This window comes from Micromonospora sp. RB23 (genome assembly GCF_053585025.1).
Map to the genome: position 1 here is coordinate 3,138,109 of NZ_CM132111.1, position 23,156 is coordinate 3,161,264.

The 23,156-nt window shown below is 72.4% G+C and carries 25 protein-coding genes; 18 read left to right on the forward strand and 7 right to left on the reverse strand.

The window, feature by feature from the left end; all coding sequences use genetic code 11:
• Nucleotides 1-5: 5 nt before the first annotated feature.
• From ACTFTM_RS14355 to ACTFTM_RS14365, 3 genes are read left to right on the forward strand one after another with little or no spacing between them, the layout of a single operon-like run.
• The gene (locus ACTFTM_RS14355) at nucleotides 6-536 is read left to right on the forward strand and encodes a PH domain-containing protein (protein WP_449566269.1); all 531 of its coding nucleotides are present in this window, start codon (nucleotides 6-8) and stop codon (nucleotides 534-536) included.
• A 54-nt stretch (nucleotides 537-590) separates the two neighbouring features.
• Nucleotides 591-2,081: a flavin-containing monooxygenase gene (locus tag ACTFTM_RS14360; RefSeq protein WP_449566270.1), complete on the forward strand. Its 1,491-nt coding sequence runs from the start codon at nucleotides 591-593 to the stop codon at nucleotides 2,079-2,081.
• The gene (locus ACTFTM_RS14365; protein WP_449566271.1) at nucleotides 2,068-2,940 is read left to right on the forward strand and encodes an SDR family NAD(P)-dependent oxidoreductase; all 873 of its coding nucleotides are present in this window, start codon (nucleotides 2,068-2,070) and stop codon (nucleotides 2,938-2,940) included. Before ACTFTM_RS14360 ends, ACTFTM_RS14365 begins: the two co-directional genes overlap by 14 nt.
• On the opposite strand, the gene ACTFTM_RS14370 is transcribed toward ACTFTM_RS14365, so the two are convergent.
• From ACTFTM_RS14370 to ACTFTM_RS14380, 3 genes are all read right to left on the reverse strand, one after another.
• Nucleotides 2,941-4,410, reverse strand: a complete 1,470-nt coding sequence (locus ACTFTM_RS14370; RefSeq protein ID WP_449566272.1) for a cryptochrome/photolyase family protein — start codon at nucleotides 4,408-4,410, stop codon at nucleotides 2,941-2,943.
• Between the two features lie 75 nt (nucleotides 4,411-4,485).
• Complete coding sequence (locus ACTFTM_RS14375; RefSeq protein ID WP_449566273.1) at nucleotides 4,486-5,661, reverse strand: low temperature requirement protein A; 1,176 nt, start codon at nucleotides 5,659-5,661, stop codon at nucleotides 4,486-4,488.
• A 70-nt stretch (nucleotides 5,662-5,731) separates the two neighbouring features.
• A complete protein-coding gene (locus tag ACTFTM_RS14380; protein WP_449566274.1) occupies nucleotides 5,732-6,151 on the reverse strand; it encodes a hypothetical protein in 420 nt (139 codons plus the stop codon).
• A 183-nt stretch (nucleotides 6,152-6,334) separates the two neighbouring features.
• On the opposite strand from ACTFTM_RS14380, the gene ACTFTM_RS14385 reads away from it, so the two are divergent.
• Together ACTFTM_RS14385 and ACTFTM_RS14390 are read left to right on the forward strand one after the other, a co-directional pair.
• Nucleotides 6,335-7,420, forward strand: a complete 1,086-nt coding sequence (locus ACTFTM_RS14385; RefSeq protein ID WP_449566275.1) for an S-(hydroxymethyl)mycothiol dehydrogenase — start codon at nucleotides 6,335-6,337, stop codon at nucleotides 7,418-7,420.
• Entirely contained in the window at nucleotides 7,420-8,049 is a 630-nt protein-coding gene (locus tag ACTFTM_RS14390; RefSeq protein ID WP_449566276.1) for an MBL fold metallo-hydrolase, read from the forward strand. The genes ACTFTM_RS14385 and ACTFTM_RS14390 overlap by 1 nt, the downstream gene beginning before the upstream one ends.
• A gap of 21 nt (nucleotides 8,050-8,070) precedes the next feature.
• On the opposite strand, the gene tsaA is transcribed toward ACTFTM_RS14390, so the two are convergent.
• On the reverse strand, nucleotides 8,071-8,484 hold the full coding sequence (gene tsaA, locus ACTFTM_RS14395; protein ID WP_449566277.1) for a tRNA (N6-threonylcarbamoyladenosine(37)-N6)-methyltransferase TrmO: 414 nt from the start codon (nucleotides 8,482-8,484) through the stop codon (nucleotides 8,071-8,073).
• Nucleotides 8,485-8,697: 213 nt separating this feature from the next.
• Here tsaA and ACTFTM_RS14400 point away from each other — a divergent pair, with 213 nt between their 5' ends.
• From ACTFTM_RS14400 to ACTFTM_RS14410, 3 genes are all read left to right on the forward strand, one after another.
• Nucleotides 8,698-9,129: a VOC family protein gene (locus ACTFTM_RS14400; protein WP_449566278.1), complete on the forward strand. Its 432-nt coding sequence runs from the start codon at nucleotides 8,698-8,700 to the stop codon at nucleotides 9,127-9,129.
• Nucleotides 9,126-10,238 carry a DUF3626 domain-containing protein gene (locus tag ACTFTM_RS14405; RefSeq protein WP_449566279.1) on the forward strand — a complete coding sequence of 371 codons (1,113 nt, stop codon included), beginning with the start codon at nucleotides 9,126-9,128 and terminating at the stop codon, nucleotides 10,236-10,238. The genes ACTFTM_RS14400 and ACTFTM_RS14405 overlap by 4 nt, the downstream gene beginning before the upstream one ends.
• Nucleotides 10,239-10,470: 232 nt before the next feature.
• A complete protein-coding gene (locus tag ACTFTM_RS14410) occupies nucleotides 10,471-11,184 on the forward strand; it encodes a hypothetical protein (protein ID WP_449566280.1) in 714 nt (237 codons plus the stop codon).
• Between the two features lie 57 nt (nucleotides 11,185-11,241).
• On the opposite strand, the gene ACTFTM_RS14415 is transcribed toward ACTFTM_RS14410, so the two are convergent.
• Nucleotides 11,242-12,609 (reverse strand): hypothetical protein, encoded by a 1,368-nt coding sequence (locus tag ACTFTM_RS14415; RefSeq protein WP_449566281.1) that lies wholly within the window; start codon nucleotides 12,607-12,609, stop codon nucleotides 11,242-11,244.
• 216 nt (nucleotides 12,610-12,825) lie between these two features.
• Here ACTFTM_RS14415 and ACTFTM_RS14420 point away from each other — a divergent pair, with 216 nt between their 5' ends.
• From ACTFTM_RS14420 to ACTFTM_RS14435, 4 genes are all read left to right on the forward strand, one after another.
• Nucleotides 12,826-13,137, forward strand: a complete 312-nt coding sequence (locus tag ACTFTM_RS14420) for a MazG-like family protein (RefSeq protein ID WP_449566282.1) — start codon at nucleotides 12,826-12,828, stop codon at nucleotides 13,135-13,137.
• A gap of 629 nt (nucleotides 13,138-13,766) precedes the next feature.
• Nucleotides 13,767-14,336 (forward strand): hypothetical protein, encoded by a 570-nt coding sequence (locus ACTFTM_RS14425; RefSeq protein WP_449566283.1) that lies wholly within the window; start codon nucleotides 13,767-13,769, stop codon nucleotides 14,334-14,336.
• A 695-nt stretch (nucleotides 14,337-15,031) separates the two neighbouring features.
• Nucleotides 15,032-15,799, forward strand: coding sequence for a hypothetical protein (locus ACTFTM_RS14430; RefSeq protein WP_449566284.1), 768 nt, complete (start codon nucleotides 15,032-15,034; stop codon nucleotides 15,797-15,799).
• Nucleotides 15,800-15,881: 82 nt separating this feature from the next.
• Entirely contained in the window at nucleotides 15,882-16,850 is a 969-nt protein-coding gene (locus ACTFTM_RS14435) for a pirin family protein (RefSeq protein ID WP_449566285.1), read from the forward strand.
• A gap of 275 nt (nucleotides 16,851-17,125) precedes the next feature.
• Here the strand turns inward: ACTFTM_RS14435 and ACTFTM_RS14440 are convergent, their stop codons facing one another.
• Both ACTFTM_RS14440 and ACTFTM_RS14445 read right to left on the reverse strand, forming a co-directional pair.
• On the reverse strand, nucleotides 17,126-17,794 hold the full coding sequence (locus tag ACTFTM_RS14440) for a DUF1345 domain-containing protein (RefSeq protein WP_449566286.1): 669 nt from the start codon (nucleotides 17,792-17,794) through the stop codon (nucleotides 17,126-17,128).
• A gap of 42 nt (nucleotides 17,795-17,836) precedes the next feature.
• A complete protein-coding gene (locus ACTFTM_RS14445; protein ID WP_449566287.1) occupies nucleotides 17,837-18,124 on the reverse strand; it encodes a DUF2795 domain-containing protein in 288 nt (95 codons plus the stop codon).
• 160 nt (nucleotides 18,125-18,284) lie between these two features.
• On the opposite strand from ACTFTM_RS14445, the gene ACTFTM_RS14450 reads away from it, so the two are divergent.
• The 6 genes from ACTFTM_RS14450 to ACTFTM_RS14475 all read left to right on the forward strand — a co-directional run bounded on the left by ACTFTM_RS14450 (nucleotide 18,285) and on the right by ACTFTM_RS14475 (nucleotide 23,049).
• Nucleotides 18,285-18,695, forward strand: a complete 411-nt coding sequence (locus ACTFTM_RS14450; protein WP_449566288.1) for a DUF2267 domain-containing protein — start codon at nucleotides 18,285-18,287, stop codon at nucleotides 18,693-18,695.
• A 218-nt stretch (nucleotides 18,696-18,913) separates the two neighbouring features.
• Nucleotides 18,914-19,936 (forward strand): TerC/Alx family metal homeostasis membrane protein, encoded by a 1,023-nt coding sequence (locus ACTFTM_RS14455; protein WP_449566289.1) that lies wholly within the window; start codon nucleotides 18,914-18,916, stop codon nucleotides 19,934-19,936.
• Nucleotides 19,937-20,012: 76 nt separating this feature from the next.
• Nucleotides 20,013-20,612 (forward strand): sulfite oxidase-like oxidoreductase, encoded by a 600-nt coding sequence (locus ACTFTM_RS14460; RefSeq protein ID WP_449566290.1) that lies wholly within the window; start codon nucleotides 20,013-20,015, stop codon nucleotides 20,610-20,612.
• A 7-nt stretch (nucleotides 20,613-20,619) separates the two neighbouring features.
• A complete protein-coding gene (locus ACTFTM_RS14465; RefSeq protein WP_449566638.1) occupies nucleotides 20,620-21,384 on the forward strand; it encodes a ferredoxin reductase in 765 nt (254 codons plus the stop codon).
• Between the two features lie 37 nt (nucleotides 21,385-21,421).
• Complete coding sequence (locus ACTFTM_RS14470) at nucleotides 21,422-21,715, forward strand: DUF6510 family protein (protein WP_396799493.1); 294 nt, start codon at nucleotides 21,422-21,424, stop codon at nucleotides 21,713-21,715.
• A gap of 158 nt (nucleotides 21,716-21,873) precedes the next feature.
• Nucleotides 21,874-23,049: an alginate lyase family protein gene (locus ACTFTM_RS14475; RefSeq protein ID WP_449566291.1), complete on the forward strand. Its 1,176-nt coding sequence runs from the start codon at nucleotides 21,874-21,876 to the stop codon at nucleotides 23,047-23,049.
• The last annotated feature ends 107 nt before the right edge of the window (nucleotides 23,050-23,156 follow it).

Consider the following 23,156-nt stretch of genomic DNA (forward strand, 5'->3'; position numbering starts at 1 on the left):
CGGTCGTGCGCAGATGGCGGCGGGTGGATCCGTGGGGTTTCTGGCAGGCGTTCACCGGGTTCATGGTGGTGGTCGGATCGGTAGTGGGCGTGGCAGTGCTGGCCGGCGTCGTGATGGCGCTGCTGCGCGGTGACCTCGACCCGCTCGACGACGTGGGCGTGCTCACCGTGTTCCCCTTCGTCGGGTTGTGGTTGACGGGGGTCACCCGCCTGTACCTGACCGGGATCTACGTCAACGACGAGGGCGTACGACTGCGGCACGTGTTCCGCACGCGGACGTTCCGATGGTCGGAGGTGACCGGGTTCGAGGCGCGTCCCGCGCTGTTTCTCGGCGGGCCCACCGTGCGCGATGCGTGCTGGGTGCGTACGAGAAGCGGGGCATTCGAGTCGGCGGTGCAGCGGCGTTCCCGGGTGACGGGTTGGCGCAAGGACGTCGGGCCGGTGCTCTCCTCGGACGACTTCGAAGGGATGCTCGCTCGGCTCGACGCCGAGCGAACTTCCCGCCGCCACGGCCCGCAGGTGGTCGGCACCAGTTAACGGCCGTTAGGCCCCGGTGTTAGGGTCCGAACACCGCCCCGGATGGAGGAAGCGATGCCCTCCGACCACGTCGACGTGCTCATCATCGGCGCCGGCCTGTCCGGCGTCGGCGCGGCCTGCCACCTGCGCCGCGACTGCCCCGACAAGACGTACGCGGTGCTGGAGGCGCGGGACGCCGTCGGTGGCACCTGGGACCTGTTCCGCTACCCGGGCGTCCGGTCCGACTCGGACATGTTCACCCTCGGCTACTCGTTCCGGCCGTGGACCGACGCGCGGTCCATCGCCGACGGCGCGAGCATCCTCGAGTACGTGCGCGAGACGGCCCGGGAGTACGACGTGCCGCGGCACATCCGCTTCTCCCACCGGGTGACGCGCGCCGAGTGGGACAGCGCCGCCGCCCGCTGGACGGTCTACGCCGAGCGCACCGACACCGCCGAGACGGTGGTGCTGACCTGCTCGTTCCTGTTCGCCTGCACGGGCTACTACCGGTACGACGAGGGCTACACGCCCGCCCTGCCGGGCGTCGACTCGTACACCGGGCGGTTGGTGCACCCGCAGCACTGGCCCGACGACCTCGATCACACCGGCAAGCGGGTGGTGGTGATCGGCAGCGGCGCGACCGCCGTGACGGTGGTGCCGGCCCTGGCGCGGCGGGCCGCCCACGTGACGATGCTGCAACGCTCACCGACGTACGTCATCGCCCTGGCCTCGCGCGACCGGCTCGCCGACGCCCTGCGGCGTCGGCTGCCGGCGGGCGTCGCGTACCCGGTGGTGCGGTGGAAGAACGTGCTGCTGTCCACGGCCACCTTCCAGCTCAGCCGACGCGCGCCGGGGCTGGTGCGACGGCTGCTGCGCCGGGCCGCGACGCGCCTCCTGCCGGTCGGCTACGACGTCGACCGGCACTTCTCGCCCCGCTACGACCCGTGGGACCAGCGGCTGTGCGTGGTGCCCGACGGTGACCTCTTCAGCGCCGTGTCGGAGGGTCAGGCGTCGGTGGTGACCGACACCATCGACACGTTCACCGCCGACGGCATCCGGTTGGCCTCCGGCGACGAGGTGCGCGCCGACATCGTGGTCACCGCGACGGGGCTCAACCTGCTCGCCCTGGGCGGCCTGACGCTGCGCGTCGACGGCGTCGACGTCGACCTGTCCGACACCGTCGCCTACAAGGGCATGATGCTCTCCGGGGTGCCGAACTTCGCGTTGACCATCGGCTACACCAACGCGTCGTGGACGCTCAAGGCCGACCTGGTCGCCGGCTACGTCTGCCGGCTGCTGCGCCACCTGGACCGCACCGGCCAGCAGGTCGTGACCCCGCTGCCGCCGCCCGGTGACGAGCGGGTGCCGCTGATCGACCTGCGCTCCTCGTACGTGCTGCGCGGTGTCGACGCGCTGCCCCGGCAGGGCGCGCGGACGCCGTGGCGGCTGCACCAGAACTACGTCCGCGACGTGTTGCTGATGCGGCACGGCCGGCTCGCCGACGAGGGTGTGCGGTTCTCCCGCCGCGCCCGCGAGGGAAGGAGCACCGATCATGCGGAGGTTTGAGTTCGCCGGCGCGACGGCCGTGGTGACCGGCGCGGCCAGCGGCATCGGGGCGGCGTTGGCGCACGGCCTGGCGAACCGGGGCGCTGACCTGGTGCTCCTGGACCGCGACGCCGAGCGGCTGGACGCGGTCGTCGCCGCCATCGCCGTCGCGCACCCGGACCGGCGCGTGCACACGTACCGGGTGGACCTCGCCGACGCGGCGGCCACCGCCCGGGTGGCGGCCGAGATCGGCCAGCGTCATCCGCGCGTACGACTGCTGGTGAACAACGCCGGTGTCGGCCTCGGCGGCCGGTTCGACCAGGTGACGTTCGACGAGTTCAGCTGGGTCATCGAGATCAACTTCCGGGCGGTGGCGCAGTTGACGCACGCGCTGCTGCCCGCGCTCAAGGCCGAGCCGGGCGCGCACCTGGTCAACATCTCCAGCCTGTTCGGGCTGATCGCGCCGGCCGGGCAGGTCGCGTACGCGGCGAGCAAGTTCGCCGTCCGGGGTCTCACCGAGGCGCTGCGGCACGAACTTGTCGACGACGGCATCGGCGTGACGTCGGTGCACCCGGGCGGGATCCGGACCCGGATCACCGAGAACGCCCGCGTCGGCAGCGGCGTGTCGATCGAGGAGTACACCGCCGGCCGGGCGCAGTTCGAGAAGCTGCTCACGATCGCCCCGGAGCGGGCCGCCGGGGTGATCCTGCGGGGTGTCGAGCGGCGCCGGGGCCGGGTCCTCATCGGCTGGTCGGCGAAGGTGCCCGACCTGCTGGCCCGGATCATGCCGGCGTCGTACCACCGGGTGCTGGTGCTCGGCCTGAACCGTGGCGTGGCGCGGCCCGCGCCGACCCCGCCGCCGGTCGCGGACCCCACCTGATCAGGGCGGGCTGCCGCCGCGCTTCTCCTCCTGGGCCAGCACCGCCTCGCGGTGCGCGGGCTCGTCGCGGCGGGCCAGCTCGGCGGCGAGGCGCGGGTCGGCGACCAACCGCTCCCGGTTGCGGTGCAGGAAGCTCTCGAAACCCCCCGTGTACGGGCAGGCCAGCTCGCCGAGCGCCCGCTCCGGCGCGTAGCGGCAGCCGGCGCAGTAGTCGCTGATCTCGTCGATGTCGGTGCCGTCCACCGCGTACGGGCGGGTGTCCACCCTGGCCAGGTCGGCGTACTGGCTCATGCCGATCACGGTCGCGTTCATCACCCAGTCGGTGCCGTCGACGAAGCAGCGCTGGAACCAGTCGGCCACCTCGGCGGGACGCCAACCGCGCTGCAACGCGTAGTTACCCAGCACCAGCAGCCGGGGACTCTGGTGGGTCCACGCCCGGTCGCGGACGGCGGTGAGCACGTCGGCCAGGCAGCGCGCCTCCACCGCGTCGGCGTCCAGGTCGGCGAACCACTGGGGCATCGGCTCGGTCGCGGCCAGCCAGTTCGCGCCCCGGAACTGCGGTTCGTGGTACCAGTACAACTGCCAGAGGAACTCCCGCCAACCGAGCAGCCCGCGGATGAACGGCTCCACCGCCGTACGCGGCGCGAGGCCGGACCGCCACGCCTGCTCGGCGGCGCGCACGGCCGGTTCGGGGTGCAGCAGCCCAAGGTTGAACGACGACGAGAGCGTGGAGTGCGCGAACAGCGGGTCGTCGGCGCTCATCACGTCGGCGTAGCGGCCGAACCCGGGCAGCCGGTACGCGAGGAAGTGCGCCAGCCGGGCCTGCGCCTCGTCGTGCGTGGCCGGGTATCGCCGGGGGCCGTCCCGACCGACGAAGCGCACCCCGTCGGCCTCCCAGGCGTCGAGATCGCGGCGGACCTGCGCGTCGATGTCGTCCTCGACGATGGGCGGTGGTGGCGGCGGCGAGGCGGGCACGGCGGGGGCCTCGCCGCGCGGGCGGCGCGGCGTCGGGGCGGTGGCGGCCACCCGGGCCGGCCCGGTCAGCACGTCGTGCCGGCGACGGGCCTGCCGGTAGTAGTCGGCCATCCGCAGCGGGCCGCGCCGGGTGCGGTCCGCCCAGGCCGCGAAGTCGGACTGGCTGGTGATGAAGCCACGCGGCGGGAGCACGGTCAGGCCGGGCACCGAACGGGCGAACTCCAGCGCCGCGCGGGAGTGCGGGTGGCACACCTCCACGGGCTCGGCGACCTGCGCCAGCGCCTCGCGGAAGGTGTCAGTACGCAGCAGCAGCGCACGGTCGCCCAGCTCGGCGGCGCGGTGGCGCAGGGCGGAGAGGATCAGGTGCGCCTTCTGCCGATGCATCGGGCGGCGGCGGAACAGTTCCCGGATCTCCACCAGGAGGACCGGTTGATCGGGGTCGTCGAGGAAATGTGGCCCGAGTTGGTCGGCCAGCAACCATCGGCGGCGTAACATCCCGCAATTCTGCCCATTTTCGGGCCGTCCCGCGCGCCGCCAGGCCGGATGATCGATGTCTGATCCAGATCGATGTCAGGCCGCGCGGCTCGTGGCGGTCCCGGCGTCCCGTCCCCGCAGCACCACCGTCACGGCCACGAGGGCGACCAGCAGCACCGCGAGCACCGGCACCGGGGCCGGCCCGAGCGGCACGAGCAGCGCCACCCCGGCGACGACCGGATAGGCGACCACCACCGCGCCGTGCTGCTGGCGGCGGACGTGCAGCACCCAGACGGCCAGCAGGAAGACGGCTATCGGTACAGCCACCGCGTACGCGGCGGTCGTCCCGGAGACGTGCGCGAGGTGCCGCTCGTGGTCCACCACCACGGGCAGGCCGGCGCCGACCGCGGCGATCGCGGCGAAGATGAAGTAGTGGCCGTAGCCCCAGACCAGGGAGTACGGCAGCCGGTCCGGCGCCTCGACCGGGCGGTCGAAGTAGAGCCACCAGAGCGCGTACACGATGACCGCGCCGGCCGCCGCGAGCGCCCAGAGACCGTGCTCGCCCGCGTCCAACCCGGTCTGGATCGCCACCGAGATCGCCAGCACCGCCTCGCCGAGCACGATCAGCGTGAACAACCCGTACCGCTCGCCGATGTGCCCGGGGTGCCACGGCGTCATCCCGGGGCGTTCGGCCACCGCCGGGACCAGCAGGTCGGCGAGCGCCAGCAGCACGAACGTGGCGATGCCCCAACCGTCGGGCAGTACGAGCCGTAGCAGCCAGCCGAGCTGCACGACCGTCACGCCGATCGCGTAGCGGCGCGCCGCGGCCCGGTGCCCCGGGTCACCGGCCGCGGCTCGGCTCCACTGCACGACGGCGGCCAGCCGCATGACCACGTACCCGTAGGTGATGACGGTGAAGTCGCCCTCCGCGAAGGCGCGCGGCACCCCGGCCGCCAGGATCAACGCACCGGTGATCTGCACGAGCGTGGTGATCCGGTAGACGTCGTCGTCGGTGTCGTACGCCGAGGCGAACCAGGTGAAGTTCATCCACGACCACCAGATCGCGAAGAACACCATCAGGTAGCTCCGCAGCGCGTGGCCGAGGTGCCCCTCGCCGACGTCGTGGTGCAGGGCGGACGCCGCCTGCGCCACGGCCACCACGAAACACAGGTCGAAGAAGAGTTCCAGCGGGGTGGCCGCGCGGTGGGGCTCGTCGCGACGCCGGGGCCGCATGGGCCGGTAGAACGGCCGCACCGAACGACTGTGGGTCACCGCAGCTCCTCAGGCCGACCGTCGTGGTCGGGCACACGATAGCGGGTGCCGGCGGCGCGGTTCGGCACGCTCAGCCGTGGCGGCGACCGTGGGTCAGCCCCTCCAGCACCAGCGTCAGGCCGGCGCCGACCAGCCAGACGTCCTTGGCCAGCCCGGCGCCCTGCTGGGTCGGACGGATGCCGCCGGGCCGGCGCATCCCCGGCGTCTTCAGGTAGAGCTGCACCAGGCCCGCGCCGAACGCGGTCAGGCCGAGCCCCACCAGCGGCGTCGGCACGAACGGCGCGAGCAGCGCCGCCCCCAGGGCGATCTCCGAGTACGACAGGAGCTTGGCGAACCGCGGTGGGTCCAGTTGACCGAGCTGCGGCAGCGCCGCCACCGCCATCCCGTGCATGGCCTGGGCGGCCTCACCCTCAAGGTTGCGCTTGCCGAGGCCCGAGTCGAGGAAGTACGCGCCGATGCTGGCCCGCAGCGGCAGGTGCGCGAGTTTCATGATCACTCCCGGTGGCCGTGGTCCGAATCGTGGCCCGCGTACCCGGCGTGACCCGCGATAACCCGCCACCCGACCGACTGGGCCGGTCGTGGTGATCGCGGTAGGTTCGCCCGGGGGCCCACCGCCGAGCCCGCTTCACCGCCCGGAGCCGGGTCCCGCCACCGACCACCACCAGGAGGCGCAGTGAGCCAGGAAGTCCGGGGAGTCATCTCCCGCAGCAAGGGCGCACCGGTCGAGGTCACCACCATCGTGGTGCCCGACCCCGGTCCCGGTGAGGCGATCGTCCGGATCCAGTCCTGCGGCGTCTGCCACACCGACCTGCACTACCGCGAGGGCGGCATCAACGACGACTATCCGTTCCTGCTCGGCCACGAGGCGGCGGGGATCGTGGAGCAGGTGGGGGAGGGCGTCACCGACGTGGCCCCGGGCGACTTCGTGGTGCTCAACTGGCGGGCGGTCTGCGGCGACTGCCGGGCCTGCCGTCGCGGCCGGCCCTGGTACTGCTTCAACACCCACAACGCCACCCGGCGGATGACCCTCACCGACGGCACGGAACTCGCCCCGGCGCTCGGCATCGGCGCGTTCGCCGAGAAGACGCTTGTGCACGCCGGGCAGTGCACGAAGGTGGACCCGGCGGCGCGTCCGGCCGCGGTGGGCCTGCTCGGCTGCGGTGTGATGGCCGGCCTGGGCGCGGCGATGAACACCGGCAACGTGACCCGCGGCGACTCGGTCGCGGTCATCGGCTGCGGTGGCGTCGGGGACGCGGCGGTGGCCGGCGCGGCCCTCGCCGGCGCCACGACGATCGTGGCCGTGGACACCGACAGCCGCAAGCTGGACTGGGCCAGGAAGTTCGGCGCGACGCACACCGTGAACGCCTCCGACACCGACCCGGTCGAGGCGATCCGCGCCGCCACCGGCGGTTTCGGCGCGGACGTGGTCATCGACGCGGTGGGCCGGCCGGAGACCTGGAAGCAGGCGTTCTACGCACGCGATCTGGCCGGCACGGTCGTGCTGGTCGGCGTACCGACCCCGCAGATGCGGATCGAGCTGCCCCTGCTGGACGTCTTCGGTCGCGGCGGCGCGCTCAAGTCCAGTTGGTACGGCGACTGTCTGCCCAGCCGGGACTTCCCGATGCTGACCGAGCTGTACCTACAGGGCCGTCTCGACCTGGACGCCTTCGTCACCGAGGAGATCGCCCTCGACCAGGTCGAGAACGCGTTCGAGCGGATGCACCACGGCGACGTGCTGCGTTCGGTGGTGGTGTTCTGATGACCGTACGCGTCGACCACGCCGTCACCGCCGGCACGTTCTCGCTCGACGGGCAGACGTTCGAGGTGGACAACAACGTGTGGGTGGTCGGTGACGACGACGAGTGCGTCATTCTCGACGCGCCGCACGACGTGGCCGCGATCCTCGCGCTGGTGGACGGTCGCCGGGTGCGGGCCATCCTCGCCACGCACGCCCACGACGACCACGTACGGGCGGCGCCCGAACTGGCCGAGGCCACCGGAGCGCCGATCCTGCTGCACGCCGACGACCGGGTGCTCTGGGATCTGGTGCACCCCCACCTGCCGCCGCACGGTGAGCTGCACGACGGGCAGAGCGTCGAGGTGGCCGGCACCGCCCTGCGGGTGCTGCACACCCCCGGACACAGTCCCGGCGCGTGCAGCTTCCACGCCCCGGACCTGGGCGCGGTGTTCACCGGTGACACCCTGTTCCAGGGCGGGCCGGGCGCGACCGGGCGGTCGTACAGCGACTTCGGAACCATCGTCGAGTCGATCCGTACCCGGCTGTTGACCCTGCCACCGGACACGGTCGTGCACACCGGCCACGGCGACGACACCACGATCGGCGCGGAGGCCCCGCACCTGCCGGAGTGGCTGGCCCGGGGGCACTGACCGCGCGTGCCGGCGGACGCGTCAGCGTTCGCCGGCCGCGCCCAGCACCGGTTTGACGTCCAGCACCGGGGTGCCGTCCAGGGCCTCCAGGTCGGCGACTTCGACGCGCAGCCCGTCCACCGCCAGCACCCGTACCCGGTGCAGCCCGATCGGGTTGGGCCGGTGCGGGGAGCGGGTGCTGAACACGCCGGTCACCGGGCGGGTCTCGGCACCGCGCGGACGCACCGCCAGCACGTCGCGCCGGGCCCGGTCCAACCAGGTCAGGACCAGCAGTTCCGCGCCGACGTCCAGGTCGAGCAGGGCGGGTTCGACGTCCGGCTCGAACACCAGCCAGGCCGGTGGCGAGCCCTCGTCGCCCTGGCGTGGCGCGCTCGCCGCGTCGGTCAGCGGCGAGGCGACCCGGCCGACCGGGCGCAGCAGGTACTCCTCGACCATTGTTGCTCCCTTCGGGACAGTGCCAGCGTAGGGCCTGTTTCATGAGGGCGGTCGAGCCGAGGCGGAGTCCGGGCGGCGATCCGGCAAGGCGCGGTCGCGTCCGGTTACCGGTGTTGTATCCGGACGCGACCGCAACGCCGCCGGTCGTCGTCCGGGCCCGCCGCAGGCCGGCCAGTCCTCATGAAACAGGCCCTGGGGGTTACGATCCGCCGCATGGTCGCCGAGCATCCCGTACCCGTCGTCCGTCAGCTTCGCCTCGTGGTGGAGGCGGCCGACCACGAGGCCGCCGTGGCGTTCTTCCGGGACGCCCTCGGCCTGCCCGTGGAGGCCGAGTTCACCAGCGACGGGGACGCGCGGGTGGTCATCCTGGACGCCGGCCGGGCCACCCTGGAGATCGCCAACCCGGCGCAGAAGCGCCTCATCGACGAGGTCGAGGTGGGCCGTCAGGTGGCCCCGCGTATGCGGGTGGCCTTCGAGGTGGACGACGCCGCCGCGACCACGGCCCGGCTGGTCGCCTCCGGTGCGACCGAGGTCGCGCCGCCGACGCTGACGCCGTGGCAGTCCCTCAACGCGCGCCTCGACGCCCCCGCCGACCTGCACATCACCGTCTTCCAGGAGCTGGGCACGGAGCCGGACACGCCGTGACGGCGACGTCCGAGCGGGGTGGGGCGCGTGCCGGAGCCCGTGCGCCGGCGCAGGTGGCTGCCCTCGCGTACGTGCGGGCGTCGGCGATGGCCGAGCGTCCCGCGGCGCTCGCCACGATCGCCCGGCACCTCGCCGACGCCGACGTCGGCAACCCGCCGGAGCGGTTGCTCGCCGCCGTCGAGCGCGCTCGGATCACCGTCAACTTCCACCCGGATCGGCTGTGCGGCGACGGGCGCGCCGTCGCGACGGCCCTGTACGAGGACGGGGTGTACCGCAGCCAGTTCGTCACGGGAATCTCCAACGGCGGGCTCACCGCGTACCCCGGCGGCGACCGCGACCGCTGGGAGCGGCGGATGTTCGGCGGCGCGTACCAACAGGCCGGGGTGACCCCGGCGGACCGCCCGATCTACGGCGGGTTGAACCTGCTCGACCACGCGGACGGCGCCTGCCCCCGCTTCGGGTCCTGTCACCTGCGGCTGCGTCCGGCGGTGCTGGCGCGGGCGACCTACTGCCTCGGTGACAGCCACCTCGGGCCGAGCGTGCGGGGAACGGCCGACGCCTTCGAGGCGGTCCTCGCCGGCCTCCTGGCCCAGGCCGCCCGCACCGGGGTGTGCCTCGGCCGCGCCGAAACGGACGTCGCCACCCTGACGCGGACACTCCTGGACGCGCCGCGCACGCCCGCGTCGGTCGGTCGTGCGCTCGACGACTACGTGGAGGCCCAGGTCCACGGCACCCTCGACCTCGCGACCGACGTCGAGGAGTTGGTGGTGGACCCGTCCTTCGCCGGCACGGCGACCGGCGCGACGCTGGAGTCCGTCGCGCGGCGGTACGGTTTCCCGCTGCGGTGGCACCCCGGCTTCGTGCTGCCGGTCGGCGAGGTCGACCCCGAGTTCCGGGGTCCCGCGATTCCGGTGCTCGCGGCACGCCTGCACCGGGAGTTCGGCCAACCGGACGTGCCGGTGGACGCGGCGTTGATCGGCCGGGGCGCCGTGTCGGTCGTGACCGAGCCGCAGCGGTGGGCCGACCGGGGGCCGGTGGCCGACACCCTCCAGCACCTCAAGCAGCTCTGGCACGTGCTCGTCCGGTTCGGTGTGGCCCATCCGGGCTGACCCGTCCGCGTCGATCGTCCGGTTCCGCCCATCCGTCGCTCGGGTCGGTCGGCCATCCGAATTCCCGGGAGTGACCGGGACCCCAGCTCGGCGTGACTCCGGCATATCCGGAATGACCGACTCGTCAACCCGGTTGTGTCCCCCGTACCGCCGGAGCCCAAACCCCTTCTTCCGCGGTCACTCCCGAGGGGCGTTCACCCCGGAGCGCTCCGCACGATCGAAAGGAACCATCGTGAAGCCCGACTTCACTCGATGGCTCCCCGCCATCGCCAAGGACCCGTACCGCAAGACCGCGCTCAGCGTGGTGGGTGTGGCCGCCCTCGGCGGTCTGGCGCTCGCGCCGACCGCGACCGGCGCCCCGGTCACCTCCGGGCCGCACCAGGGCGCCGTCGCCGCCATCGACCTCGCCACCGGCAAGGCCGCCACCGCCGCCCAGCACCAGGAGCAGCCCGTCGAATCCGGGCTCACCACCGGCTCCGCCACCGGCAAGCCGCCGGCCGGCAAGCCGAGTCGCGACGAGCTGATCCCGCACGGCATCGAGGGCGCGCAGTCCCGCATCCCGCTCGACAAGGCGCAGCTCGACAACGCCCGGGCGATCGTCGACGCGGCCAAGAAGACCGGCGTCGGCGACCGTGGCGCGGTGATCGGTGTCGCCACCTCGTTGCAGGAGTCGAAGCTCTACAACCTCGGCCACCTCGGCGCGTACAACGACCACGACTCGCAGGGCCTGTTCCAGCAGCGTCCGTCGTCCGGTTGGGGTTCGCCCGAGCAGATCACCGACCCGGAGTACGCCGCCACGGCGTTCTTCGACGCGCTCAAGAACGTCGGCGGCTGGCAGGACCTGCCGCTGACCACCGCCGCGCAGACCGTGCAGGTCTCCGCCTTCCCGTACGCGTACGCGCAGTGGGAGGAGCAGGCGGCGGACATCGTCCAGCAGCTCTGGTGACCGCACCCTGACCACACCGGCCGGCTCCCGTTCCGGGGGCCGGCCGGTGTCGTCTCGTCAGCAGGGGGCGTAGAGGCGGCGGGTGCCGACCCCGGCGGCGTACGCCCCCCGGTCGCTGAACCGGCAGCCGTAGTCGGGTCGGGCCACCACCGCCGGATCGGCCACGGTGTCGCCGGCCGGGCGCTTGCCGGTGCGTACCCAGGACACCAGGTCGTCCCAGGCGGCGCCGGCCTCGGCCGGGCTGAACTCGCAGTGCTGCGCGGCCCGGATGGCCCGCTGCACCACCAGCCGGCCGCGACCGTGCCGTGCCACGTCGGTGGCGTACGCCTGCTCCATGCTGAACGGTACGAACAGGTCACCGAGGTCGTGCAGGCTGACCACCGGCGCGCTGGGACGGCCGGCGATGCGCGGCACCTCCGTCAACGTCGGCAAGAGCCGTTGCAGGACGTTCTCCGGCGCGACCCGCTGCACGGTCGAGTTCAGGTCGACCGGACTGTTCGGGCTGTAGCGGGTGAGCAGGTTCGTGGCCAGCTGCCCCGGCCGCTGGGCGGGGGAGTCGCCGCCGTCGGTCACCATGATCGAGAAGAGGAAGTCCTTCCACACCGCGAAGGCCGCCTCCGCGCCGGGACGCGGCCCGCCCGAGCGGTTCACCGTCACGGCCCGCAACTGTTTGCCCCGCTCGTTCGTCGTGTCCGGGCCGGTCGGCGTGAGCCCCGCCAGCCCCAGCGTCGCCTGGATGCGCGGCACCGCGTTGGTCAGGTAGTCGGCCGGCGTGGGATAGGCCGGCACCCCGGCGAGCGCCTGCGCGACCAGGTTGTAGTCCAGGTAGAAGTCGAGCAGCGTCTGGTCGCCGAGCACACCGCACATGGGCAGGGCGCCGTCGTAGTAGCCGGGATACTGCTCCAGCGAGCGGCCGATGACGTACCCGCCCATCGACACCCCGGCGAGATACGTGCGGTGCGGCCGGCGCACCGTCCGGGCGAAGTGGTCCGCGAGGTCCTTCGTGCCCAGCACTCCGGAGCGGATGTCGAAGCCGTTTCGGTCGTACGACGACGACGCCCACGCGTACCCCTGGGTCAGCATCCGCTGGCGCAGGTCGAAGGCCGGCGGCTCGGGTGAGAGCACCGTGCCCTGACCCCGGTAGCCGTGCGCCCACACCACCAGGTCGCCGTTCCACCGGGCGGGAACCTCGATGATGTACGCGGCGTGCCGGTGCGCGCCCTGACGTACCGTCGTCGGCTTGCCCGCCACCGTCAGCGGCGTCAACGGCGGGTTCTGGAAGGTGTAACCGGGCAGCGGCTGGTCGCCGTCGGAGCCAGCCGCCGCGGCAGCGGTGGGCGCGGGGCCGATCAGCCCGACGGCCAGGGTCAGTGTCGCGGTGGCGGCGACCAGGCGGCGCAGGGTGCGAACGGGTACGGACAGCATCGATGCTCCCCATCGGACGGATGTCGCCTGCGGGGCGACCAGGCGGGACGGTTGCCTACCGGCCGGTAGCGCCCTGAACCTAGGACCGCCGTCGACCGGAGTCAATGGCTACGCTGACCGAGCGGTCAGACTCCGGCTGCCCCGATGATGCGAGCTGGGTCTCGACGGTGAGTGGCGGTGGTCGGCCGGTCCGGTCCGTTGCGGTTGACTGTCGTCGTGGACGACTCGATCTGGGCGGCGGCCCGGGCCGCGCGAAGCTGGCTGGACACCGCGAACGGCACCGGAGAGACCGAACTGACCTGCCGCATCCTCAAGCTGACCGAGGAGGCGGGCGAGGCGTCCGCCGCCTGGATCGGCCTGCTCGGGCAGAATCCGCGCAAGGGTGTCACCCACACGCGCGAGGACGTGGCGGCCGAGTTGGCCGACGTGGTGTTCACCGCGTTGGTGGCGATCGAGAGCCTGGGACTCGACGCGCAGACCGTCCTGGAGTCGTGCGCGGACAAGGTCCGGTCCCGCCTGGAGGCATGAGCCGCCAGCGCCGCCGCCCGTGGTCGTGCGGTTCGCGTCGTGCGGCTCGCGTCGTGCGGTGCGCGTCGTGCGGTTCTGCGTCGTGATCGACACGAGGTCCCCGATATCGGGGTATCGACCGGTCCCGGATACCCCGACATCGGCGATCTGGAGTCGATCACCCCCGCGTGATCGCCTCGACTGAGCGCTATGTCCGGTTGTGGGGTGTCTGTGGTGACCGGCTGCACCCGCCGGCCGGAATCGTGGCGGGCCGGGGGTCGTTACACACCCCGACGATCGCAGGACCACCGGGCCACCCCGCCTGCGGGAATGACCCCGGACCGCAGGTCGTCACACCCGGACCCGGCACCCACGAGCCGCCCCGCCCCGCGGGAATGGCCCCGGCCGCCGGGTCGTTACACACGGACCGGCCGCCACGAGCCCCCCGCTCGCAGGCCGCCGCGCCCCCCGGGAATGACCCCGGCCCCCCGGTCGACACACCCGGCGCCGCAAGCCCCTCCGGCTCGCAGGCCGCCGCCCCCCTCTTCACGTCTTTGCACAGCGCCCGGACGAGGTGCTGACACCCCGCACGTCACCGATCCCCCGAACTGGTGGCGCGGGTGTTTCCTACCCCCGAAGGAGCAACCCTGATGACCACGATCTTCCGCAAGAGCATGCTGTCCGTTGCTGGTCTCGCGTTCGCCGGTGGCGTCTTCGCCGGCCCGATCGCCGCCCACGCCGCCACCCCGGCCGTGGACACCAAGCCCACCACCGCCGCAGCGGTGCAGACGGCCGCGCCCAAGCCCCAGGGCGACCAGTCCCACATCACCCTCAACGACGAGCAGACCGCCAACGCCAAGGCCATCATCGCCGCCACCAAGAAGGCCGGCCTGCCCGAGCGCGCCGCGGTCATCTCCATCGCCACCAGCCTGCAGGAGTCCAAGCTGCAGAACCTGGGTCACCTCGGCGACGCCAACGACCACGACTCCCTGGGTCTGTTCCAGCAGCGCCCGACCTCGGGTTGGGGCACGCCGGAGCAGATCACCAACCCGGAGTACTCCACCACCGCGTTCCTCAAGGGCCTCAAGCAGGTTGACGGCTGGCAGGACATGCCGCTGACCGACGCCGCGCAGACCGTGCAGGTCTCCGCCTACCCGGATGCCTACGCGCAGTGGGAGCAGCAGGCCACCGACCTCGTCGGCCAGCACTGGAACAGCTGACACACCGAACAGCCAAGAACGACCGATGGCCGGCACCCGACAACGGGCGCCGGCCATCGCCGTCTTTTCAGACGGCTGCCACTTCCCGCTGGTGGCTGACCCTCGGCATCACGCTTATCGGCATGGTGTCGGGTGATGGCCTCGGGCGGGTCCACCGCCAGAGGGGTGATGCCTGTGGGTCATCAAGATGACGCAGAGGCATCACGCTCGTTGGGGCGGTGTCGGATGGCGGCGTGGGGTGGCCTCGGACGGGTCCACCGCCGGCGGCGTGATGCCCGCGAGTCATCAAGATGGCGGACGCTGTCCAGGATTTCGCGAGGCAACGTAGCGCAGTGGCCCTGTCGCCGCCCGGTGATCCGATCGACGGTCGCGTCCGTACCCTCCGGCGGGGACCGGCGGAGGGACAGGGCATGGCCGCGGTGGGTGACGGCAACGAACCTCGAGGCGAGCATCGAAGCGAGCATCACGCGACACGGCGACCTGCGCGGACGGCGGCGGCGGCTCGGACGGCTGCGGCGCACCTGCCGGCCGACAACCCGGCGACGAGCCAACCGGAGCCCGGTCCGGCCAGCCGGGACCGGACGACGAGCACAGCGGAACCGCCGCAGGCCGCAGGGTCAAAGCCGAGCCGGGCCGTCGAGCAGCGGTCAGGGCAGGCCGCGGAGCCGGGGCCACCGGAAGTGGGCCGCTGGTCCGTGGGTGCCCGCCTGCTGCTGACGGCCGCTGCCGTCGTGCTGGTGCTCGGGGCCATGGCGGTCGCGGTGGTCGTCAGCGACCCGTACCGCCTCGGTCAGACCCAGAGCGACACCGGCGCACACGACACGAGGCAGGACGCCGCGGCGGCCTCCGACCAGACGATGACCGCCCCGCTGGCGGACCGACAGACGGCCACCTTCGTGCTCGCCGACGGGTTGACGTCGTTCGACCTGCGGGTGACGGATCTGGGTGACGACCTCTACCGGGTCAGCAGTCCGTCCGGCACGGGGGTGGCGGCGCGGCCGGTGCTCGACGGCGGAACCGTCCGGCTCGGCCTGGTGGCCGCCGGCCCGTCCGAGGGCCGTGCCGTACGGGTGTTGCTCAGCGATCGGGTCGTCTGGCGTCTGCGACTGGAGGGCGGGGTGAGCGACCAGGTGCTGGACCTGACGCGGGCACGTCTCCTGGGGGTGGACCTCGCCGGCGGCTCCGCTCGCACCGATCTCATCCTGCCGCCGGTGGATCGCGGCGCGTTGACGGTGCGGTTGACCGGCGGGACCAGCCGGCTGTCCATCCGGGTGCCGGGCGCGCCGCCGGTGCGGGTGCGGGCGAGCGCCGGCGCCGGCTCGGTGGTGGTCCGGGACGAGCGGTGGAACGGGGTCGCCGCCGGGGCGCTGCTGAGTACGCCGGGATGGGACCGCTCGCCCAACCGGGTCTTCCTGGACCTGGTCGCGGGCGTCGACGCGGTGACGGTGACCGAGGTTCGGTGAGGGCGCCAGCCGCGTTGAGGTGGCGGTCACCCCGAGCCGGAAGCGCCACTGGCGGGGGAGCGCGCGAGCGTACAGTCGGGCGGTGGAGCGTACCGAATCGATGCTGGCGCAGACCCGACCTCCCGGCGTGGCCGACGTCGATCCCGGCAGCGTGCTGCTGCCGGGCCACGACGTGCCGCTGGGGCGGTTCACGACGGTGCGGCGTCTGCTGCCGCAGCGGCCCCGACGGATGGTCGGCGCGTGGTGCTTCGTGGACCATTTCGGCCCGGACGACGTGGCGCAGCGGCCCGGCATGGAGGTGCCGCCGCACCCGCACACGGGCCTGCAGACAGTGACCTGGCTGCTGGACGGCGAGATCATCCATCGGGACAGCCTCGGCAACGTCCAGGCGATCCGACCGGGCCAGTTGAACGTGATGACCTCCGGGCACGGTATCGCCCACTCGGAGCGGTCGCCGGCCACGCACCCGCCGGTGATGCACGGTGTGCAGCTGTGGGTGGCGCTGCCGGACCCGGCGCGGGCCGGCGCGGCCGACTTCGCCCACCACGCCGACCTGCCGCGCTGGCGCGACGGCGAGGTCGACGCGACGCTGCTGGTCGGTGAGTTCGCCGGAGAGCGGTCGCCGGCGGTGGTGCACACCCCGCTGGTGGGCGTGCAGCTCGAGCTGGGCGGGTCGGCGCCGACGACGCTCCCGTTGCGGCCCGACTTCGAGTACGCGCTGATGGCGATGTCCGGCGCGGCCGAGGCCGCCGGGGTGGGTTTCGAGCCGGGGGCGCTGCTGTACCTGGGCACGGGTCGGCGTGAGCTGACGGTGCGCGGCGGCGCGGGGGCGCGGCTGTTGCTGCTGGGCGGTACGCCGTTCGAGGAGCCGTTGGTCATGTGGTGGAACTTCGTGGGCCGCTCACACGAGGAGATCGCCACGGCCCGGGAGGACTGGATGGCCGGGCGGCGTTTCGGGGTGGTGGCCGACGACGCGGCGTCACCGCTGCCGGCGCCCGCCCTGCCCACGACCCGGCTCAAGGCCCGCGACCGCAACGGCGGCCTGCGGTGACCGGCCGACCGTGACGTGCGTTGGCCCACAGTTCAGCAAAAACTGACCGTACGGAGGATGGTCTGCCGTATGGTTGTACCCGGCAGTGCTGACCGCTCGGTTCGGGCGGGCATCCACCGCCTGGTGACCGCGACCGGTTCGGACGTGGTTCACCGCCTGGACAGGTTTGCGTGGCGCCCCCGGTCGCGGTTCGTGGCCAAGGGGCGCCCGCCTGTCCCGGCGAGGCGTCCGCCAGCTCCGGCAAGACCGTCGAGCACCGGCCCGCGCCCACACACTCAGCGTGCCAGCCCCGCCAGCAGGTTCACCGTGACGGCGATGACGAACGCTCCGAACAGGTACGACACCATCGAGTGCCGCAGCACCGTCCGGCGCATCTCGTTGCTGGTCAGGTTGGTGTCGGAGACCTGGAACGTCGTGCCGACGGTGAACGCCACGTAGGCGAAGTCCGAGTAGCGGGGCGGTTCGCTCTGGTTGAAGTTCACCCCGCCGTCCGGGCCCGTGTAGTAGATCCGCGCGTACCGGGCGGCGAAGACGGTGTGGACGACCAGCCAGGACAGGACCACGCTGAGGACGCCCAGCCCGCTGTACAGGTCGCGGCGCGCTCCGGGCGGAGCGGCGTGCGCGCTGGCGAGGACCAGTCCGACGGCCAGCAGGCTGGCGAGGCAGGCGATCAGCAGCACCACGTCCCGGGTGGGCCGGTTGGGGTCCTCGTGTACGGCGAGTTGGGCGGTGCGGGCGGCGTCCATCGGCCAGAGCTTGCGCCACACCAGCACCAGCCAGCTCAGCGCGGCGACGTCCCAGCCGGCCAGGGGAGCGAGCGCCGGTGACAGGGTGAGCGCGAAGACGCCGCCCACGATGATGCCGACCACCGCCACGATCACCAGTTGCGTCGCCGCGGGGATGCCCCCGTCCGGCGGGCGGGACAGCGGTCCGGTGCCGGTCATCCGCGACGCCGGCCCGCCGCGCGGGGCGCCCCCATCACGGGGTCAGATGCCGCGCAGGTGCTGCGACACGCGGTTGTGCTTCTTGTCCCGGGCCTGCGTGGCCCGCTGCGCCGTCGGGTGTTGCGCGGGACCCACCTCGGGGGCGGCCTCGATGCCGGCCGAGCGGGCCACCTCGGTGCCGTTGGCATAGTCGACCGGCGGAAGGGCGCGCAGCGCCTTGAGCACGTCCGGCGGGGCGCCCTCGCGTTCGGCTTCGCGGACCACGTCGTCCTTCTCGGCCGGGTAGTCCAGGCTCGACAGGTACTGCAGGACGTCCGCGTAGCTCGCCATGTCTTCGGGCTCCCTCGGGGCATGGATTGGTCACGACGGGCGGCGGTTACCCGTCCGTCGCCCGGTCACGCCCGGGTCGGTGAGGGAAATCCGGCGTCGTTTCCACGACGGCGCCGCGGGTACCCGCAGGCGCCGCAGACAGAGCCCGAGGGAGTACGCGATGAACTACGACACCTTCGTCGACCAGGTTTCCCAGCGCACCCGCACCTCGTCGGAGCAGGCGGTCGAGGTGACCCGGGCCGTGCTGGAGACGTTCGCCGAGCGGCTGACCGGCGGGGAGGTGCTGGACCTGGCCGCGCAGTTGCCGCAGCCGCTGCAACTGGTGCTCAAGCCGAGTCCGAGCACCGAGCAGGCGGACCGGTTCGGGGCGGCCGAGTTCGTGGCGCGGGTGGCGTTGCGGGCGCGGGTCGAGGAGCCGGCGGCGCGGGACGCCGTGCGGGCGGTGTTCACCACCCTGCGGGAGGCGATCACGGGCGGGGAGTTCGACGACGTGGCGACGCAGTTGCCGCGCGACTACCGGGACCTCGTGGAGCAGGCGATGGCACCGGGGGCCACGCTGCGCCGCGCCTGACGGTGGCGCAAAACGGGCCCGCACAGCGGTTGGCCAGGGCAACCATCGACGTCCGGCTTGGCGTGTCGATTCGGCCTGGCCTAACCTTGTCGTGCGAGGGGAGTACTTCCCACGAACCATTCCGGTCAGTACGGCACGCCCGGCGTGCCTCGGGTGGTTGCCCATCGAACGATGGGTGAAGGAGACCTCGAACATGACACGGTGTTCGAGGAGACCCCATGACCGAATTGTCCCCCTTGGCCGCGGCGAGTGACCTGACGTCGGTCGGCACGCCCACCCTCTGGGCGCTGACGATCGCAGGCGTGGTGCTCCTGCTCGTGCTGGACTTCCTGGTGACGCGCAAGCCGCACGAGGTGTCCATGCGCGAGGCGATCGGCTGGTCGACCTTCTACATCGCCCTGCCGCTGGCCTTCGGCGGCTGGCTGTGGGCCCGCTACGGCTCCCAGCAGGGCGTGGAGTACCTGACCGGTTACCTCGTCGAGAAGTCCCTCTCGGTCGACAACCTCTTCGTCTTCATGCTGCTGCTGGCCGCGTTCGCGGTGCCGGCCGTCCTCGCCCAGCGGGTGCTGCTCTACGGCATCGCCGGCGCCCTGGTGCTGCGGGCGGTCTTCATCGCCCTCGGCGCGGCGGCGTTGCAGACCCTCGACTTCGCGTTCCTGCTCTTCGCGATCATCCTCATCGCCACCGCGGTGAAGCTGCTGCGCGACGCCCTCTCCGGGCACGAGCAGGAGGTCGACATCAACAAGATGCGCTCGGTGAAGCTGCTGCGCAAGGTCATGCCGGTGGTCGACGACTACCACGGCACCCGGATGACCGTGCGGGAGGGCGCGCGGCGGGCGCTCACCCCGTTCGCCCTGGTGGTGGTCGCGGTGCTGGCCACCGACGTGGTCTTCGCCGTCGACTCGGTGCCGGCGGTCTACGGCATCACCGAGGACCCGTACCTGGTCTTCGCCACCAACGCGTTCGCCCTGCTCGGCCTGCGGGCGCTCTACTTCGTCCTGCACGCGGCGCTGAGCCGCCTGGTGCACCTCAGCTACGGCCTGGCGATCATCCTGGCGTTCATCGGGCTCAAGCTGGGTCTGCACTGGGCGCACGGCATCTGGGAGAGCGTCCCGCAGATCCCCACCCTGGCCTCGCTCGGCGTGATCATCGGTGTGCTGGTGGTGGTCACCCTGACCAGCCTGCGGGCCACCCGGGGCGGCACGCCCGCCGAGCGCGAGGTCGTCACCGAACGGCACTGACCGCGCCGCGCCGGGCCCACGAGGGGGTACGCGGGAAAGCTCCCGCCCCGGCCGGCCCGGGTGGTACGACTGTGCAATGGGAATCGTGTCACCGGGCTTTCAGGGTCGCCCCCGATCACAGGAGCCGGCCCTGCCGCCCGGTCAGTACCTGACCGAGGACTTCCCGGTGCTCTCGGCCGGCCCGACACCCCGGGTCTCCCTGGACACGTGGGAGTTCGTCATCGCGGCCGAGAACGGCGCCGAGTACCGGTGGTCGTGGCAGGAGTTGATGGCGCTTCCGCAGGAGACGCCGACCGTCGACATCCACTGCGTCACCCACTGGTCCAAGCTCGGCACCACGTGGACGGGCGTCTCCCTGGACACCCTGCTCGAGGGTGTGGACACCGGCGCGCACTTCGCGCTCGCGCACTCGTACGGCGGGTACACCACCAACCTGCCCCTGGACGACCTGCGCGGCGGTCGGGCCTGGGTGGCGCACACCTTCGACGGCGCGCCACTGCCGGCCGAGCACGGCGGTCCCGCCCGGCTGCTGGTGCCGCACCTGTACTTCTGGAAGTCCGCCAAGTGGGTGCGCGGTATCCGGCTCAAGACGATGGACGAGCCGGGTTTCTGGGAGACCGCCGGTTACCACGATTACGGCGACCCGTGGCGTGAGCAGCGGTACCAGGGTGACTGAGCGGGCCGTGGCGACGGGCACCCCGGCCCGCGCGCCGATCAGGTGGCAGGTGGCCCGGCTGGTGGAGCGCCGGGTGGAGACGCCGTCCGCGCAGACGCTGGTCCTGGAGGTGCCCGACTGGCCGGGGCACCTGCCGGGCCAGCACGTCGACGTGCGGCTGACCGCGCCGGACGGCTACCAGGCCGCCCGGTCGTACTCGATCGCCGGGCCGGTCATGGACGGACCCGGCGGCCCTCGGATCGAGGTGACGGTCCAGCGGGTCCACGACGGCGAGGTGTCCCCGTACCTGATCGATGTCTTCGGCGCCGGCGACCCGGTGGAGATCCGCGGACCGCTCGGTGGCTGGTTCATCTGGCGTCCGGAGCAGACAGAGCCGGTGCAGCTCGTGGCCGGCGGTTCGGGGATCGTGCCGCTGATGGCGATGATCCGGGCGCGGCGGGAGGTCGGCAGCAAGGTGCCGTTCCGGCTGATCTACTCGGTGCGGACGCCGCAGGACGTGATCTACGCCGACGAGCTGCGCCGCCGGGGCCGCGACGACTTCGGCCTCGACGTGGCGTACGTCTACACGCGCGAGGCCCCCGACGGGTGGCGTGGCGAGCCGCACCGGCTCGGCCTGGCCGACGTCAACACGCACGGGTGGCCGCCGGACCTGCAACCGCTCACGTACGTCTGCGGTCCGACCGGGTTCGTGGAGGCCGTCGCCGACCTGCTGGTCGGGCTGGGCCACCCGTCGCGACGGATCAGGACCGAACGCTTCGGCCCCACCGGCTGAGCCCGTCCGCCGCTTACCGTCTCGTCGAGGAGATCCGATGACCAACATGTCCTACCTGGACGGCAACATGCTCGACGGCCCGCTGCGCGAGCTGTTCGCCGTCGACCTGAGCACCGCGATGGGCCGCTGCGAGAACTGCGGCATGACTGGCTCGATGGCGAGCCTGCACGTCTACTCGCACGCCCCGGGTCTGGTCGGCCGCTGCCCGTCCTGCGAGTCGGTGATGGTGCGGCTGGTGCGCGGGCCGGACCGGGCCTGGCTGGACATGCGCGGCGTCACCTACCTCCAGGTCCCGATGCCGATGGAGCAGGCGCTGCCCGAGCCGCTGTGACCGGACCCGGTGCGCCCGGCTCGTTCATGAATTCCGACAACTTTTCACAATCTTAAATATCCGAATCTTTCATTGTTTGACCCCGCGTGGGTGCGATCGGATGGCCGGCAACTGTTAATTCAGTTTCCTATTAGCCCTCCGACCCCCGAGGAGCCCCCATGCGTTGGCGATCGATACTCCTGACGGCGGTGGTCACCCTCGCCGCGGCGGCGGTGACGGTCGACGTGCCCGTGAGCGCGCAGGCAGCCCCGGCCACCTTCACCCACCCCGGCGTGCTGGTCAGCCGTCCGCAGCTCGACTTCGTCAAGGCCAAGGTGCAGGCCGGCGAGCAGCCGTGGCGCGACGCCTACAACCAGATGATGGGCAGCCGGTACGCCTCGCTGTCCCGGGTGCCCGCCCCACGCGCCACCGTCGAGTGCGGCCCGACGTCCAACCCGAACTACGGCTGCACCGACGAGCGTGAGGACGCCATCGCCGCGTACACCGACGCGCTGGCCTGGTACATCACCGGCAACTCGGCGTACGCGCAGAAGTCGATCGCCCTGATGGACGCCTGGTCCGCCACGATCCAGCGGCACACCAACTCCAACGCCCCCTTGCAGACCGGCTGGGCCGGCTCGGTGTGGCCGCGCGCCGCGGAGATCATCCGCTACACGTACGGCAACTGGCCCAACCAGGCGCGGTTCGCGACGATGCTGCGCAACGTCTACCTGCCCGTGGTCATCGCCGGCGACTCCCGCACCAGCAACTGGGACCTGACCCTCGCCGAGGCGGCCATCGGCATCTCCATCTTCCTGGAGGACCGCACCTCGTACGACCGCGCGCTCGCCCGGTTCCGGGCCGCGGCCGCCGCGTCCATCTACATCGCCGCGGACGGGGTCCGGCCCCTGTACCCGCCGGCCACCAGCGTCGACACGCCCGCCGAACTCGTCTCCCGCTGGCACGGCCAGGCCACCTACACCGACGGCCACGCGCAGGAGACCTGCCGCGACTGGGTCCACACCGGCTACAGCATCTCCGCCATCTCGCACGTCGCCGAGACCACCCGCATCCAGGGCGGCGACCTCTACCCGGAGCTCCAGGACCGGCTGCGCCACGCGCTCGGCTTCCACACCAAGTTCGAGAACGGCACCGCCGTCCCGTCGAGTGTGTGCGGTGGCTCGGTCGTCCTCGGCCTCGGCCCGATCACCGAGGTCGGCTTCAACGCGCTGCACAACCGGATGGGCATCGGCATGGCCAACACCCAGAGTTACACCGAGCGCAAGCGTCCCCAGGGCACGAACAACCTCTTCGTGGCCTGGGAGACCCTGACCCACGCCAACAACCCGGCGTAGGCCCGCCGCCCTGTCCGTGATCGACTCCGTTTCGCCGATGTGGGGGTGTCCGAGCGCCCTGGACGCCCCCACATCGGCGATCTCGTGTGGATCAGGGTGCGCCTCGT

What these genes read in the sequence shown, in the direction of transcription:
- ACTFTM_RS14360 (WP_449566270.1), top strand. Translation starts at nt 591, where the DNA reads ATGCCCTCCGACCACGTCGACGTGCTCATCATCGGCGCCGGCCTGTCC.
- ACTFTM_RS14365 (WP_449566271.1), top strand. Translation starts at nt 2,068, where the DNA reads ATGCGGAGGTTTGAGTTCGCCGGCGCGACGGCCGTGGTGACCGGCGCG.
- ACTFTM_RS14370 (WP_449566272.1), bottom strand. Translation starts at nt 4,410, where the DNA reads ATGTTACGCCGCCGATGGTTGCTGGCCGACCAACTCGGGCCACATTTC.
- ACTFTM_RS14380 (WP_449566274.1), bottom strand. Translation starts at nt 6,151, where the DNA reads ATGAAACTCGCGCACCTGCCGCTGCGGGCCAGCATCGGCGCGTACTTC.
- ACTFTM_RS14390 (WP_449566276.1), top strand. Translation starts at nt 7,420, where the DNA reads ATGACCGTACGCGTCGACCACGCCGTCACCGCCGGCACGTTCTCGCTC.
- tsaA (WP_449566277.1), bottom strand. Translation starts at nt 8,484, where the DNA reads ATGGTCGAGGAGTACCTGCTGCGCCCGGTCGGCCGGGTCGCCTCGCCG.
- ACTFTM_RS14400 (WP_449566278.1), top strand. Translation starts at nt 8,698, where the DNA reads ATGGTCGCCGAGCATCCCGTACCCGTCGTCCGTCAGCTTCGCCTCGTG.
- ACTFTM_RS14415 (WP_449566281.1), bottom strand. Translation starts at nt 12,609, where the DNA reads ATGCTGTCCGTACCCGTTCGCACCCTGCGCCGCCTGGTCGCCGCCACC.
- ACTFTM_RS14425 (WP_449566283.1), top strand. Translation starts at nt 13,767, where the DNA reads ATGACCACGATCTTCCGCAAGAGCATGCTGTCCGTTGCTGGTCTCGCG.
- ACTFTM_RS14440 (WP_449566286.1), bottom strand. Translation starts at nt 17,794, where the DNA reads ATGACCGGCACCGGACCGCTGTCCCGCCCGCCGGACGGGGGCATCCCC.
- ACTFTM_RS14445 (WP_449566287.1), bottom strand. Translation starts at nt 18,124, where the DNA reads ATGGCGAGCTACGCGGACGTCCTGCAGTACCTGTCGAGCCTGGACTAC.
- ACTFTM_RS14450 (WP_449566288.1), top strand. Translation starts at nt 18,285, where the DNA reads ATGAACTACGACACCTTCGTCGACCAGGTTTCCCAGCGCACCCGCACC.
- ACTFTM_RS14455 (WP_449566289.1), top strand. Translation starts at nt 18,914, where the DNA reads ATGACCGAATTGTCCCCCTTGGCCGCGGCGAGTGACCTGACGTCGGTC.
- ACTFTM_RS14460 (WP_449566290.1), top strand. Translation starts at nt 20,013, where the DNA reads ATGGGAATCGTGTCACCGGGCTTTCAGGGTCGCCCCCGATCACAGGAG.
- ACTFTM_RS14470 (WP_396799493.1), top strand. Translation starts at nt 21,422, where the DNA reads ATGACCAACATGTCCTACCTGGACGGCAACATGCTCGACGGCCCGCTG.
- ACTFTM_RS14475 (WP_449566291.1), top strand. Translation starts at nt 21,874, where the DNA reads ATGCGTTGGCGATCGATACTCCTGACGGCGGTGGTCACCCTCGCCGCG.